Origin of the sequence: Phenylobacterium kunshanense (assembly GCF_003254525.1) — a bacterium.
In the GTDB taxonomy this organism is placed as follows: domain Bacteria; phylum Pseudomonadota; class Alphaproteobacteria; order Caulobacterales; family Caulobacteraceae; genus Phenylobacterium; species Phenylobacterium kunshanense.
The window spans coordinates 213477-227367 of the sequence record NZ_QFYS01000005.1 but is presented as its reverse complement, the minus strand read 5'-3'; the positions used below and the strand labels follow the sequence as shown (position 1 = coordinate 227367).

The window sequence follows — 13891 nt, the reverse complement described above, 5'->3', positions numbered from 1 at the left end:
TCGCTTGCAAATGACTTTGCGAATGACTTGCATAAAACGATAGCCTATAGCGGCGCTCGCAACCCGAGGGCGCCATGCGTACGTCTGCTTCATTCCCAATCCTGCTCGCCGCGGCCCTGGCCGCTTCCCCCGCGCTCGCCGACGAGGCCGATAGCGGTGGTCGCGAGGTCAGCGAAGTCGTCGTCACCGCCGCACGGACCGTGCTGCCGGCCAATGCCCTGCCGCTGACCGTCGACGTCATCGACAAGTCGAAGCTTGACCAGCAGGTGACGATCTCGGGTTCGGTGGTGGACGCGGTGGCGGCGCTGACTCCGTCCTTCTCGCCCACCCGCCAGAAGCTGTCGGGCGCCGGCGAGACCCTCCGCGGGCGCTCGCCCCTGTACGCCATCAACGGCATCCCTCAATCGACGCCACTGCGTGATGGCTCCCGCGATGGCTTCACCATCGACCCATTCTTCGTCGATCGGGTTGAGGTGATCTTCGGCTCGAACGCCCTGCAGGGCATCGGCGGCACGGGCGGAATCGTAAACCAGGTGACGGTCGGCGCGCCCAAGACCGAGGGGCTGAGCGGGCGGACCCTGCTGCAGACCGTGGCGGACGACGAGGGCCACGGGGACGGTTTCGGCTACAAGGCGGCGGGACTGCTGAGCTGGAGGGGCGGCGCCTTCGACGCCACCGTGGGCGGAGCGTACGAGACTCGAGGCGCCTTCTACGATGGCCGCGGAAATCGCGTGGGCTTCGACACCGTCCAAGGTGAAACCCAGGATTCAGAGAGCTGGTCGCTGTTCGGCCGATTTGGCTACGCGGTCAGCGAGACAGCGCGGCTCGACCTGATCCTCAGCCGCTTCCAGCTTGATGGAGACGGCGACTATCTGGCGCTTGTCGGCAGTCGCGCGGCCAACCGGCCCACCTCCGCCATCCGCGGCAAGCCGCCGGGCGTGCCAGCCCGCGGCCGGACCGAAAGCGCGGCGATCTCCTACGTCGACGACGGCCTGTGGGGCGGGCACCTGGTCACCCAGGCCTTCTTCAACCGCAGCCGCGACACGTTCGGCAGCGATCCCACGCCGATCCCGACCTTCCAGGACGCCCGCATCGCGCCCGTGGGCACGCTGTTCGATCAGTCCGAGAACCGCTCGCGCAAGCTGGGGGCGAAGGCCAGCTACGAGCGGGCCGTGCCCGGGATCGAGGGCCTCACCGCCACCGTAGGCCTGGACCTGCTGTACGACCGCACCGAGCAGGTGCTGATCCAGACCGACCGCTCCTGGGTGCCGCAGACCGACTTCCGCAGCATCGCCCCGTTCGCCCAGGCGAACCTGGCGCTGCTGGACGGCAAGCTGCGCCTGGCCGGCGGCGTGCGGAACGAGAACGTCCGCATCAAGATCGACGACTTCACGACCCTGGCCTCCTATGGCGCCCGGGCGGTGTCGGGCGGCTCGCCGGACTTCAGCGACACGTTGTTCAATGCCGGGATCATCGCCGAGCCGATTCCGGGGCTCCGCGCCTATGCCAGCTACGCCGAGGGCTACACCGTGCCCGACGTGGGCCGGATCACGCGGGGGATCACCCAGGTCGGTGTCGACATCGACAACTTCCTCGACATCAGCCCGATCATCTCGAACAACCGCGAGATCGGCCTGGAGCTGAAGCGCGGCCCGCTCCAGGCCAGCGCCAGCTACTTCTGGTCGACCAGCACCAAGGGCCAGCTCCTGGTTCTGGTGGGCACGGTGTTCGAGGTCCAGCGCCAGCGCGTGGAAATCGAGGGCCTGGAGTTGAACGCCACCTTGCAGACCCCGATCCCAGGCGTGACGGTCTCGGCCGGTTACGCGCACCTGCTCGGTGAGGCCGACTCCAACGGCGACGGCAAGGTGGACATCGACCTCGACGGGGCGAACATCTCGCCGGATCGGATCCTGGTGGGGCTGAACTACAACCAGGGCCCATGGGCGGCGCGGCTGCAGGCGCAAGGGTTCCTCGCGCGCGACTTCAAGGGCGCCGATCCTCGAAACAGCTTCGGCGGCTACGCCCTGCTCGACGGCTCGGTCCGCTACGACACCGGCAAGTGGGGCGGGGTCACCCTGGCGGCCGCCAACCTGCTGGACGAATTCTACATCGACTACAACACCGATACTCAGCAGCCGACCAACAACAGTCGCTTCTTCGCTGGCCGCGGCCGCACCTTCACCCTGGCCTGGGACTACCGCTTCTGATGCGGTTCCTCGACCTCCTGCATCGATGGCTGGGGGGAACCTTCGGACTGCTCCTCGCCGTGCTGGGCGTCTCAGGCGCCCTGCTCGTGCACAAGGATCTCTGGATCGACGTCCCGGGCGCTCGCGACGCCCAGGTCCAGGACACCGCCGCCCTGGTCGCAGCGGTCGAGCGGATCATGGCCGACCCCGCGCGGCGCCCCACCAGCATCAACTTCGCCACCCGGACGTTCGGCCTCGACCGTCTGAGCTATGGAGGCGAGGCGGGCGCCTATGCCGACCAGACAGGCCGCATCGTCGAGCGTTGGGCCGACCGGTGGGACCGCCCGGAGGTCTGGCTCTTCGAACTCCATCACTACCTCCTGAATGGCGATACCGGCGAGATTGCCGCGGGGGTGGCCGGCGTGGCGGGCCTGGTCTTCGTGGTTACGGGCCTGATCCTCTGGTGGCCGCTGCGACGGAGCTTCCAGTTCCGGCTCCTCCCGAGATCGGCGGCGCGCTTTCCGATCCTTCGCCACCACCGGGACTGGGGCGCGATGCTGGCGCCCATCCTGGCGCTCTCGCTGGTCACCGGCACGATCATGGTGTTCCGGCCTGTGACCGATCTGATCCTGGGGCCTGGGGCGACGGCCGAGGTGGACGCCTCGCTGAAGCCCCCCCCCACCCCGCCCAGCCAGACTGGCCGACAAGCCGAACTGGCGCGGCATGATCGAAGCCGCTCGACGCCTGCATCCCGACGCCGAAGTCCGGATCCTGTCGTTGCCCCGTGGCGACAACGGCCTGATCACCCTGCGCCTGCGCCAGCCGCGCGAATGGCTGCCCAACGGCCGCACGACCCTGTGGTTCGCCCCCGACACGGGCGAGTTGGTCCAGGCGCGCGACGCCCTGAAGCTGCCGCCTCGCGCACAGGCCTACAATGCGTTCTATCCGCTGCACGCGGCCAAGATCGGCGGGCTGCCCTATCGCCTTCTGATGACCCTGTCCGGCCTGACCCTGGGCCTCTTCGGCACGCTCACCGTCTGGACCTTCTGGTTCCAGCGTCGGAGGCCCCGCACCCGGTTGGCGAAGACGGCTTAGCCCCGCCCCCTGGACCGGACCGACGCCCGGTTGCATCGTCCCGTGGGCGCAGCGTAAACCCAGCAGGTCCCGTCCAGCCTCCGGAACGACTATGCGTATCGCCAGTCTCCCCTGCGTCCTGATCCTCATGGCCACGACGGCGCTGACCGCGTGCGATCAGCCGAAGTGGCGCGAAAAGCCGGCCGCGGCGCCGGGAGAGTCGGCGGCTCCGGCGGCCACCTCGCCTGTCCGACAGATCCCCAGCGATCCCGCCGGCGTTCCGCCCGGGCCGGACTGGGCGAGCGCGGTGATGGGCAAGACACTGCGGGACGCCTATCCCAAGACAGGTATCTGCAAAGGCAACACCGACATCGTCCAGAAGACCTATGCGGGGCAGCCGGCTGGCATTCAGATCCACGGCTGGGGCTGGGACAACGCCGCGAAGGCCCGGGTCGAGCGCGTGGTCCTGGTGGACAAGACCTTCAAGATCGTCGGCGCTGGGCAGGGCGGCGCGGCGCGGCCGGACGTGCCGCGATCGGTGCCCGAGGTCACCGACCCGAACAGCGGCTGGAACGCCGATGCGCCCGTGACGGCCGGCCCCCTGGACGCCTTCGGCGTCCTGACGGACGGGTCGATCTGCGTGCTCGGCCATATCGAATTCTGAATCGGGTCGGCCTGTGAACCGCAGAGGCGCAGGCGGAGGGGGCGCGGCGCCGGCGCTGAACCGGCCCCCCTGGCTCGCCGCGGCCGCGGCCGCGGGCCTCGCGACCCTCGCCATCTGCTGGCCGGTCTGGCCGGGCTACATGTCCTACGACAGTCTGCTGGCCTGGGACCAGGCCAGCTATGGCGTCCAGACCGCGCTTTGGCCGCCGCTGCACACCTATCTGTTTCAGCTGAGCCGCGCCGCCGGCGCCGGCCCTGGCGGTCTCCTGGCCGCCCAGGTGTTCATCCTGCTCTACGGCGCCATACTGACCCTGCGGATCGCGATCCCCAGCCGCGCGCTGGGGTGGGTCATGGCCGCCTTCTTCCTGGGTGGCGTCGCATACTTCCCGACACTCCTGGGCGCGATGGTCGCCCATTGGCGCGACGTGCCCACCGGCGGCTTCACTCTGCTGGGGATCGCGCTGTGGCTGGCGGCGGCGCGGTATCGGTCGCCGGTGCTCCTGGCGCCGGCCATCCTGGCCTTCGGCGTGTCGGTGGGCCTGCGCTACAACGCCCTGGTGCTGGTCGCGCCACTCATGGCCCTGATGGCCTGGCGTCCCTACCTCGAGCCTCGGGCGAACCCCAGGACGCGAGCCATGGTGATCATTCTGACCCTGGCGAGCCTGGGTCTCGGCTGGGCCTCCGTGCAATGGCGCCTGCCCGATGGTGCGAAGCTGCCGAACCCGGGCGGCCTCAGCGGCGCCCAGCTCTTTGACGTAATCGGCGTCTCGGCCTGCGCGGGACGGAACTATCTGCCCGCCGCAGTGACTGGGCGGCGACCGATCACCGTGCTGCAGATCCGGCAGGCGTACGACCCACGGCATCTACACTCGACGCTGGCGGCGAAGCCAGGCGTGCCGAGACTCGTCGAAACCGACGCCAACGGCGCCGTGCCCAGGATGTGGCGGCGACTGGTGTTTTCGGAAACCGGCTGCTACCTCGCTCACAGGAATGCAGTGTTCGTGGAGCAGATGGGGATGGCCAGGGGGAGCGTCTTCTACCCAGTGCATTCTGGGATCGACGCGAATCCCTACGGACTACGTCTAAGTCAGCCGGACGCGGCGCTTGATCTGAACCGCTACGTGGTCAAGACCGTCGACGAGCCTTGGCGAAGGCCCTACCTGATGTACGTCGCCGCCGCCCTGCTCACCCTCACCGCGGCCGCGTTCAAGCGTCCTCTTGCTCTTGTGCTGGCGGTCGCGACGTTCGGCGCACTGGCATATGCGGGCTTACTCTTCTTCGCCGCTCCGGCCGCGGATGCGCGCTACATCTTTCCCTCCAGCATCGTCTGTCTTCTCACATCCCTGGCCGCCCTCGGCGTGATGGCCAGCCCAAAGGGCCGCACCCGATGACCCCCCCCATGCGCAGCCGCGCCGGCAAGCGTCTCAGCGTCGTGATCCCGATGCACAACGAGGCGGAGGTGCTGGACATCCTGTTCAAGCGCCTCGACGAGACGGTGGCGCCCCTGGGGCTGGACCTGGAGATCGTCTGCGTCGACGACGGCAGCCGGGACAATACCTATGCCCTGATGGTGGAGCGGGCGGCCGGTGACCGCCGAATTCGCCTGATCGGCCTCTCTCGGAACTTCGGCAAGGAGGCGGCGCTGACCGCCGGTCTGGAGGCGGCCAGCGGCGACCTGATCGTGCCACTGGATGCGGATCTTCAGGACCCTCCCGAGCTCATCGGCGAGTTTCTGAGCCTCTGGGAGCAGGGCTATGACGTCGTCTATGGCGTCCGGGCCGACCGCTCTTCGGACACCGCCGTCAAGCGCTGGACCGCCAACGCCTTCTATCGGCTCTTCAACGTCGTATCCGATCAGGCCATACCGGCCTCGACGGGGGACTTCCGCCTCATGGATCGCGCGGTGGTCGAGGCGATCCGGGCGCTGCCCGAGCGCAACCGGTTCATGAAGGGCCTTTTCGCCTGGGTTGGCTTCAAGCAGGTGGGGGTGCCCTATACGCGTCCGATCCGGGCGGCGGGATCGAGCTCCTGGCCCTACGGGCGGCTGTTCCGCTTCGCCATAGACGGGATGACCTCGTTCTCCACCGCGCCGCTTCGCGTGTGGACGCTGGTCGGAATAGGTGCGGCGTTCCTGGCGGTGCTCGCCGCACTCGCCATCGTCGTCCAGGTCCTGGTGGTCGGCCGTCAGGTTCCTGGTTACGCCTCGCTAATGGTCGTCATTCTATTTGCCTTTGCGGTGCAGATGGTCGCCCTCGGCGTCCTCGGCGAATACATCGGCCGGATGTACCAGGAAGTGAAAGGGCGCCCGATCTATCTGGTGCGCGAGCGCGTGGGGTTCGACGGCTGACATGGAACGCGCGATCTACGACCGCATGCGGGAGCTGCAGCGGGACCACTGGTGGTTCGCCGCCCGGCGAGAGATCCTGGAGTCGGAGATCGGCCGGCTGCCATTGCCGCGGCCGGCGCGGATCCTGGAGGTGGGCTGCGGCCCAGGCGGCAACCTCGAGCTCCTGAAACGGTTCGGCGAGGTCCGGGCCATCGAGCCCGACGACGAGTCCCGCGTCTATGCGGCGGAGAGCGCGGGCATCACGGTCGACGGCGGCCTGCTGCCCGACGGCCTCCCCGACCTGGGCGGGCCGTTCGACATGGTCTGCGCCTTCGATGTGATCGAGCACGTGGACGACGACGCCGGCGCCGTGGCGGCGCTGGGCGACCTCCTGAAGCCCGGTGGCTTCCTGGTGGCCACCGTACCCGCCTACGCCTGGATGTGGAGCGAGCACGACGCCAAGCACCACCATAAGCGCCGCTACGCCATGGCCGACTTCCGCAAGCTGTTCGCGGGGCTCAAGGTGCGGCGCGCCACCCATTTCAACAGCGTCCTGTTCCCCCCTATCGCCGCCGTCCGGCTGGCCAAGTCGGCCGCAGGGATCCGCGGCGGCGACGATGAGGCGATGCCATCGCCAGCGCTGAACAGACTGCTGAAGGGCCTCTTCGCCTCCGAGAGGCAGCTCCTGAGGGCGACCGACCTGCCGTTCGGGGTTTCCATCCTGCTGATCGCCGAGCGCCCGGCTTGAGCGACCGCCCGCTGGCCCACCAGGTTCCGCTGTTCGCGATCGTGGGAGCCTGCGCGACACTGACGCATGTGACCGCCGCGCTGGCGGCCAGGGAGGTCGCGGGCCTCTCGCCCATGCAGGCGAACTTCGCAGGCTACCTCATGGCGGTCGGCGTATCGTATATCGGCAATGCGCGACTGACCTTTCGGCGTCGCGCCCTGCACGGCCCGCAGATGCTACGCTTCGCCGTGGTTTCCCTGCTGGGTCTCGCCGTGACCCAAGGATTGACGTGGCTGCTCGTCGAGCAGATGCGCTGGCCATTCTGGCTCGCTCTGGGCGTGATCGCGGTGGCCGTGCCGGCGCTCTCTTTCGTCCTGTCGCGCCTTTGGGCCTTCCGCGCCCCCCACTGACATTGATCCGACCGGTCGGAGCTCCCACATAGGGTGTGTCCGGTCGAAGCGAGCCGATACCGGGCGGTTCGGCCGGAGAGTCGCTTAGTTCGAGGACTCTTCTGGATGAATCGTAGCCTGCTCTTCGACAGCCCGTTCCTGCTGGGCTTCGAGCATACGCGAAGCCTGATCGAGCGGGCGGCGAAGGCCGCCGCTGAAAGCTATCCCCCCTACAACGTGGAGGATCGTGGCGACGGCGCGTTGCGGATCACACTGGCCGTGGCCGGCTTCTCGCCGGACCAGCTGGCGGTGACGATCGAGGATCGCCAGCTCGTCATCGCGGGCCGACGCGACAGCGCCACGGGGAAGCCCGAGGACTCATACCTTCACCGCGGGATCGCGGCGCGAGGCTTCATCCGGAGCTTCGTGCTGGCGGACGGGATGGAGGTGCAGGGCGCGGTTCTGGAGCACGGCCTGCTCCATATCGACCTGGTCCGTCCCGAGCCGGAAAAGCGGGTTCAATCCGTGCCGATCCGGACCGCGGGCTGATCTCCGCAAAGTCTATCCCACCGGGCCGCCGGAAGAGCCGGGGTCCATTCAAATGAAAGGTCGGCTGAACCTGCGGCCTTTCGGAGCGTTGAGTTTCACGGAGGTGGTCATGATGACACCCGTTCTTTCGATGGAAGCGTTCGCGGCGCTAGGCGCCCCCAATCTGGTCTATGTGCGGCCGATCAAAGCCGCCGAGATCATCGCAAGCACGCCTGCGGCGCAGATCCAGAGCTTCGAGCTGGATCCTGATCAGACGCTCTACGCCGTGCACCGCGCCGACGGCGAACGCCTGGCGGTCCTCACTGACCGCGACTCAGCCATGGCCGCAGCCCTGGCGCACGAGCTGGCCCCCGTTTCCGTGCACTGACGGCGGGCGCGCACTTCCACCGGATCAGCAAGCTTCCCCGGCGGCTAGGTAGTCACATCGCTCAGGCCGCCGGGCGGGCGACCACATCCTGCACCAGCAATGCATGGATCGCGTCGGCCGACTGGGCCTTGCGGAGGTGCTCGCGCAGATCGCCCTGACGCAACAGGCGGGAGACGCGCGCGAGGGCGCGCAGATGTTCAGCCCCGGCATTGCGGGGGGCGAACAGGGCGAACAGCAGGTCCACCGGCTGGTCGTCGACCGACCCGAATTCAATAGGCTGTTCCAGGCGTACGAATACGCCCCGCATCCGCTCCAGCCCCTCCAGCCGCGCATGCGGCACGGCCACGCCATGACCCACGCCGGTCGAACCCGCGGTTTCCCGCTCATCGAGCGCATCGAGCACCTGCCCGGCGTCCAGCCCGAAGTTGCGGGCCGCGATTTCCGCGATCACCGCCAGGGCCTTCTTCTTGTTGGCCGCGCTCACGCGCGTTGAGATCGCGGAGCGATCCAGCAATTCGCCGATAGTCATGGTCGTGAAGAACTAACCCCAAACCCCTCGCGGTCCGCCTCAACGCGGACCGCCGGGATGTGTTGCAACTAGTGGGCCGATCCGCCTCCCGCCCCGTTGCGAGGCTTCGTCCGCTCTGGATCGATCCACCCGATATTCCCGTCGGGGCGGCGATATACCACCGAAAGTCCGCCGTGCGCGGCGTTTCGGAACACAATTGTTTGAGCGCCGGAGAGGTCCATTTCCATGACCGCCATCGAAACCGTCATGGTCCGGATCGGACGCTCGGTCTCGGCGATGATCATGGGCTCGGGCAGGCTCTGGCCTTCCGCGATTTCTTCCTCGCCCTCCTCGTCCTCCGGCTGACGGATGACGAAGTAGGCGGCGCTCTCCGCCTGTTTGGCCGCCGCCTGAGGATGATGGTCACGGAGCCGATGCTTGTAGCGCCGTATTCGCCGCGACATCTTCTCGAGCGCCGCATCGAAGGCGGAATGGGCGTCGCTGCCGACCCCGTGAGTCGTCAACTGCTGGCCCGACGCCAGGGTGACCGCGCAATCGACCTTGAAGGCGCTGCCCTCTCGGCTGACCACGACGTCGGCGCCGCCTCCGCGGTCGAAATACTTCGCGATGCTGTTGGAGAGTTCGTCGGCGACCCGCGTCCGCAGAGCCTCGCCGACATCGACATGCTTGCCGGTGACTTGGACTTGCATGCCCTGAACAACGCGCCCGCGCACGAAAGGTGTCAAGCGCCTGATGCGACCTGCCAGACGCGGAGGAACATCCTGACGATAATGTGAGCCGCCAGGACCAGCACGGACGCGCTGGTCGCGGCCAGGGCGTACCCCACCAAGGCGATCAGGCCGTCGCGCTGGATCACGGCGAAGGCGAGGGTCGACACCGCCATGGCCGGCAGGATGTTGCCGCCCGGGATGGGCAGGATGAGCACCAGCGCCAGCGCCAGGCAGACGACGCCGATGACCCGCTCCCCGACCGGATTCAGCAACAGCGTCAGCCGGGGGCGGGAGATCGCCTCGACCTTCCGCAGCGCCCGGATGAAGCGGGGCAGACCCTTCTGAAGGTCGGCGGTGGCGACGGTCTGGGTCTTGAGCTTCTGCGGAAGCCAGGGCGCCGAGGCCCCCACGATGAGCTGGGGCGCCAGCAGCACCAGGGGGAAGCCGAAGATGGTCGTCGCCCCGGGCGGCAGAGGCAGCATGCAGGCGAGACCGAACAGGAACAGCAGGGCGCCGATCGCGCGGCCGCCGAACTTCTCGGTCAGTTCGGCGACCGAGATCCGCGCCTCGCGATGATCGGCGATGTCGCGCAGCACGGCCGACAGCGGAAGCGCCGCCTCGGGAACGTCGGGCGTGTGAGTGGTCTCGGACATCTGCCTTGCATCTGGCGACGCTCAGCGTGCTCGCCAAGTGCAGGTTAAGCGGAATGCGGTCAGGCGGGTTCCTTCAACATCCGCCGGCGCTCGACGGAAGACGGAATCCGCATCGCTTCCCGATACTTCGCGACGGTGCGCCGGGCGATGTCGATCCCCGCCTCCTTGAGGATCTCGACGATCCGGTCGTCGGAGTGCACATCGGCCTCGGAGCCCTCACTGTCGATCAACTGCTTGATCTTGTGGCGGACGCTCTCGGCGGAATGCGCTTCGCCGCCTTCGGTGGAGGCGATGGCGGAGGTGAAGAAGAACTTCATTTCGAAGAGGCCCCGCGGGGTCGCGATGTACTTGTTCGACGTCACCCGGCTGACCGTGGATTCGTGCATGCCGATGGCGTCGGCGACGGTCTTCAGGTTCAGGGGGCGCAGATGCTCCACGCCATAGGCCAGGAAGGCGTCCTGCTGGCGGACGATCTCGGAGCTGACCTTCAGGATCGTGCGGGCGCGCTGGTCGAGGCTCTTCATGAGCCAATTGGCCTGGGCCATGCAGTCCGAGACGAAGGTCTTTTCCTGGTCGCTGCGGGCCTGGCCGGAGACGCGCGCGTGATAGCGCTGGTCGACCAGCAGCCGCGGCAGGGTGTCCGTGTTGAGCTCCACGTGCCAAAGGCCCCCAGGGCCTTCACGTACGAAGACATCGGGTGCGACCGCAGTGGCAGCCTCGCCGCCAGGGAAGGCCGCGCCCGGGCGGGGCGTGAGGCCGCGGATCTCGGCGATCATGTCGCGAAGATCCTCGTCGTCGACGCCACAGATCTTCTTGAGTGCGGCGAGGTCGCGGCGGGCCAGCAACGGCAGATTGTCCAGCAGGGCTCCGATGGCCGGATCGTAGCGGTTCTGATCCTTGAGCTGGATCATCAGGCACTCGCGAACGTCGCGGGCCGCCACGCCAACCGGATCGAAGCCCTGAACGACGCCAAGCACCCGCTCGACCCGTTCGGCATCGCATCCCAGACGCAGGGCGACCTCGGCGACTTCAGCGCGCAGGTAACCGCCCTCGTCGACGGAGTCGATCAGCACGCCGGCGATGACGGTGTCCGCGGGCGTGAGACCAGACGCCAGGAGTTGGTCCTGCAAATGTTCATGCAGGGTCTTCTCGCGACTGAGGGCGCTTTCCATGCCCTCGCCGTCCATATCGAAGCTGCCGCCCTTGCCGGCGCGGGACCAATCGACCGCGCCGCCGGCATCGGCGGCTTCCGGCGCGTCGCCCGTGGCACGCTCGCCCGGCGAGGCCTCGTCATGCGTTGCGTCCAGGTCGGCCCGAGCCTCGGCGTCGGCGACATGCTCGCTCTGGGCGGCGCCATCGTCGGCATGATCGGCGGGCTCGGCCTCGCCCTCCTCGCGCTGGAGGAGCGGATTGCGCTCCAGCTCGCCCTCGACGAAGGCTTCGAGCTCGAGGTTCGACATCTGCAGCAGCTTGATCGCCTGCTGCAGCTGGGGCGTGATGACAAGCCCCTGCCCCTGCCGAATTTCGAGACGTGCGCTGAGCGCCAAAGAACCGCCCCCTGGCCTGTTTCTTGCTTCCGAAGCTAGGGGGCGATCCCAACTGACTGGTTAACGGCGCGCAGGTTTATGCAGCGGCGCGTTCCCGCGCGCCTGGGCTGAGGTCCCAGGCGAACTCCGGATAGAAGCGCGCCATCAGGCGGTCCACGTAGGCGACGAGGTTGCCGAACCCCTCGGTGCGCCGGCGGATCTCGCCTTCGAAATACGGCGTCAGAATGCCCGCCAGCAGCGCGAAGGTGGTGGCGTCGGCGCCGCAGGGTCGCCTCCCAAACAGGAAAGGCTTGTCGTCGAGAAGCGTCGAGACGGCCGCAAGAGACCGGGTCGCCAGCGCGACCACCTCAAGATCGGTGTGCCGGCCGATGCCCACCGCATGCACATTCTGCCGGACCTGTTCCTGCACCGCATCGCGGATCCCAGCGGGCGCGCCGTCGAAGAATCGGGCTGGCCCCCGGGAGAAGTTCGTCGGATCCAGCCAACGCTCCTGCACCACGATCCAGGCGAAATGGTTCTCCATCATCCGTTCCAAGGCCCAGGCGTGAGCGCGTTGCTCCGCCGTCAGCCCCTCGTCGAAATCCAGGCCGTGAACCCGCTCCAGGTAGGCCCGGATGAAGGTCGAGTCCGAAATCCGGGCGCCATCGACGTCGGCGTAGGGAAGCTGGCCCTTCGGCGAGTCCTCCCGCGAGCCGACCACCTTGGCGTAGGGCAGGCACGCCATCTTCAACTGCACCTCGGTCTTGGTGACGTAGGGGCTGATCTCCGGCAGCCCGAGCCCTTCGCCGTAGCCGTACAGGGTGATCATTTCCGCCGCTCCATCGCTTGACACGGAGACCCTGCAGGGGCCTTGCTGACAGCATCCTGTCAGCAGAACGAGACTAGAACATGCGCCGCGCCGATCGCCTGTTCCAGATCATCCAGATCCTGCGCCGGACACGCCGCCCCGTGACGGCGGACTCCATCGCCGAGGAGCTGGAGACCTCGAAGCGGACGGTCTATCGCGACATCGCCGACCTCATCGGCCAGCGCGCGCCCATCCGCGGCGAAGCGGGCGTGGGGTATGTGCTGGAGGACGGTTTCGACCTGCCGCCTCTGATGCTGACGCCTGAGGAGGTGGAAGCTGCGGTCGTCGGGGCCCAACTCGTGGCCGCGCGAGGCGATCCTGCCTTGCGGCGCGCGGCCCAGGATCTCGTGGCGAAGATCGGCGCCGTGATACCGGAAGGCCTGCGACCGCTGGTGCTGGAACCCGCTACCCATGCCGTGCCCAACTGGAGAGCCGTGCCCGACAATGTCGATATGGCCCAGGTCCGAGCCGCCATACGCGGCGGACGCAAGGTGACGCTGACCTACCGCGACGAGCAGGAGCGGGAGACCCGGCGGACCATCTGGCCGTTCGCGGTCGGCTATTTCGAAACGAGCCGCCTCGTCGTCGCCTGGTGCGAGCTCCGCAGTTCCTTCCGCAGCTTCCGGACCGATCGCATCGCGGAAGCGGCGTTCCACGAGGAACGGTATCCGGATCGCCCGGCTTCGCTGCGCGCTCGCTGGCGTCGCCAGCGCGAGGAACACGCGTCGCGGGTCCGGCGCGACAGCACCGAGGAGTCGCACGCGCCGGCCTGAGCCAACTCACCGATGAAGGGGCCCGCTGCAGAGCGAGCCCCCTCACCGTCTCCGCGGCCATCGGCAGGAGATGGGCGTCGGCCGCGGCCAGCGCCTGGGATCAGAGCGCCGAGAGGATGATCACCGGCTCGCCGGCGGCCAGGGTGGCGTACCTGGACATGATCGCCGTGTAGCGGCGCATGGCTTTCTGACGAGTGGTCTGCTTGCACCAGCGTTGGTCGCTGAAGGCCAGCTCGTCATTCCTGATGGCATTGTGGCAGACCGTCGCCGCGGCCTGGACCACTTCCTTGCGGACTTCCGGCTTCGACTTGCCGGCCAGGGCGATGCTGACGCTGGTCGGGGCGCGGGTGGTCACACCCACTTCGGACACGGTCTGGGCGAAGGCGGCGGGCGCGAGCCCCGCCACCAGAGCGACGGCGGCCGCCGCGGTCGCCAGGGTCTTGAGGGATCCCATCGGCATGTGAGCCTCCTTTGACTGGGCCCTTCATTCCTAGGCCTGCCGAGACGGGACCGCATTGCCGGGGGGCAAGCTGCGCCTTGATATTCGCCCC

15 protein-coding genes and 1 pseudogene are annotated in these 13891 nt (G+C 68.0%); 10 read left to right on the top strand and 6 right to left on the bottom strand.

Features of this window, described 5'->3' with window-relative positions; translation table 11 throughout:
• Window positions 1–74: 74 nt before the first annotated feature.
• The 9 genes and pseudogenes from DJ019_RS13005 (at window position 75) to DJ019_RS12965 (ending at window position 8281) form a co-directional block, all read left to right on the top strand.
• Window positions 75–2207, top strand: a complete 2133-nt coding sequence (locus DJ019_RS13005) for a TonB-dependent receptor (protein WP_111276458.1) — start codon at window positions 75–77, stop codon at window positions 2205–2207.
• Window positions 2207–3281, top strand: a pseudogene (locus DJ019_RS21740) (PepSY-associated TM helix domain-containing protein). Before DJ019_RS13005 ends, DJ019_RS21740 begins: the two are co-directional and overlap by 1 nt.
• Before the next feature lie 91 nt (window positions 3282–3372).
• Window positions 3373–3924 carry a hypothetical protein gene (locus DJ019_RS12995; RefSeq protein ID WP_111276457.1) on the top strand — a complete coding sequence of 184 codons (552 nt, stop codon included), beginning with the start codon at window positions 3373–3375 and terminating at the stop codon, window positions 3922–3924.
• 13 nt (window positions 3925–3937) lie between these two features.
• Window positions 3938–5314 carry a hypothetical protein gene (locus tag DJ019_RS12990; protein WP_111276456.1) on the top strand — a complete coding sequence of 459 codons (1377 nt, stop codon included), beginning with the start codon at window positions 3938–3940 and terminating at the stop codon, window positions 5312–5314.
• On the top strand, window positions 5311–6270 hold the full coding sequence (locus DJ019_RS12985) for a glycosyltransferase family 2 protein (RefSeq protein ID WP_111276455.1): 960 nt from the start codon (window positions 5311–5313) through the stop codon (window positions 6268–6270). Before DJ019_RS12990 ends, DJ019_RS12985 begins: the two co-directional genes overlap by 4 nt.
• Before the next feature lies 1 nt (window position 6271).
• Window positions 6272–6997, top strand: coding sequence for a class I SAM-dependent methyltransferase (locus DJ019_RS12980; protein WP_111276454.1), 726 nt, complete (start codon window positions 6272–6274; stop codon window positions 6995–6997).
• The gene (locus tag DJ019_RS12975; RefSeq protein ID WP_111276453.1) at window positions 6994–7386 is read left to right on the top strand and encodes a GtrA family protein; all 393 of its coding nucleotides are present in this window, start codon (window positions 6994–6996) and stop codon (window positions 7384–7386) included. The genes DJ019_RS12980 and DJ019_RS12975 overlap by 4 nt, the downstream gene beginning before the upstream one ends.
• Before the next feature lie 105 nt (window positions 7387–7491).
• Window positions 7492–7914: an Hsp20 family protein gene (locus DJ019_RS12970; protein ID WP_111276452.1), complete on the top strand. Its 423-nt coding sequence runs from the start codon at window positions 7492–7494 to the stop codon at window positions 7912–7914.
• A 109-nt stretch (window positions 7915–8023) separates the two neighbouring features.
• Window positions 8024–8281 carry a DUF1150 family protein gene (locus DJ019_RS12965; RefSeq protein ID WP_111276578.1) on the top strand — a complete coding sequence of 86 codons (258 nt, stop codon included), beginning with the start codon at window positions 8024–8026 and terminating at the stop codon, window positions 8279–8281.
• Window positions 8282–8342: 61 nt separating this feature from the next.
• On the opposite strand, the gene ptsN is transcribed toward DJ019_RS12965, so the two are convergent.
• The 5 genes from ptsN to DJ019_RS12940 all read right to left on the bottom strand — a co-directional run bounded on the left by ptsN (window position 8343) and on the right by DJ019_RS12940 (window position 12528).
• Window positions 8343–8810, bottom strand: a complete 468-nt coding sequence (gene ptsN, locus DJ019_RS12960; protein ID WP_111276451.1) for a PTS IIA-like nitrogen regulatory protein PtsN — start codon at window positions 8808–8810, stop codon at window positions 8343–8345.
• Between the two features lie 68 nt (window positions 8811–8878).
• Entirely contained in the window at window positions 8879–9499 is a 621-nt protein-coding gene (gene hpf, locus DJ019_RS12955) for a ribosome hibernation-promoting factor, HPF/YfiA family (RefSeq protein ID WP_111276450.1), read from the bottom strand.
• Between the two features lie 32 nt (window positions 9500–9531).
• The gene (locus DJ019_RS12950; protein ID WP_111276449.1) at window positions 9532–10173 is read right to left on the bottom strand and encodes an exopolysaccharide biosynthesis protein; all 642 of its coding nucleotides are present in this window, start codon (window positions 10171–10173) and stop codon (window positions 9532–9534) included.
• A gap of 59 nt (window positions 10174–10232) precedes the next feature.
• Window positions 10233–11720, bottom strand: coding sequence for an RNA polymerase factor sigma-54 (gene rpoN, locus DJ019_RS12945; RefSeq protein ID WP_111276448.1), 1488 nt, complete (start codon window positions 11718–11720; stop codon window positions 10233–10235).
• Between the two features lie 76 nt (window positions 11721–11796).
• Window positions 11797–12528 carry a glutathione S-transferase family protein gene (locus DJ019_RS12940; protein WP_111276447.1) on the bottom strand — a complete coding sequence of 244 codons (732 nt, stop codon included), beginning with the start codon at window positions 12526–12528 and terminating at the stop codon, window positions 11797–11799.
• An 80-nt stretch (window positions 12529–12608) separates the two neighbouring features.
• Between DJ019_RS12940 and DJ019_RS12935 the strand changes: the two genes are divergently transcribed.
• Window positions 12609–13340: a helix-turn-helix transcriptional regulator gene (locus tag DJ019_RS12935; protein ID WP_111276446.1), complete on the top strand. Its 732-nt coding sequence runs from the start codon at window positions 12609–12611 to the stop codon at window positions 13338–13340.
• A gap of 100 nt (window positions 13341–13440) precedes the next feature.
• Here the strand turns inward: DJ019_RS12935 and DJ019_RS12930 are convergent, their stop codons facing one another.
• Entirely contained in the window at window positions 13441–13800 is a 360-nt protein-coding gene (locus DJ019_RS12930; RefSeq protein WP_111276445.1) for a hypothetical protein, read from the bottom strand.
• Between the last annotated feature and the right edge of the window lie 91 nt (window positions 13801–13891).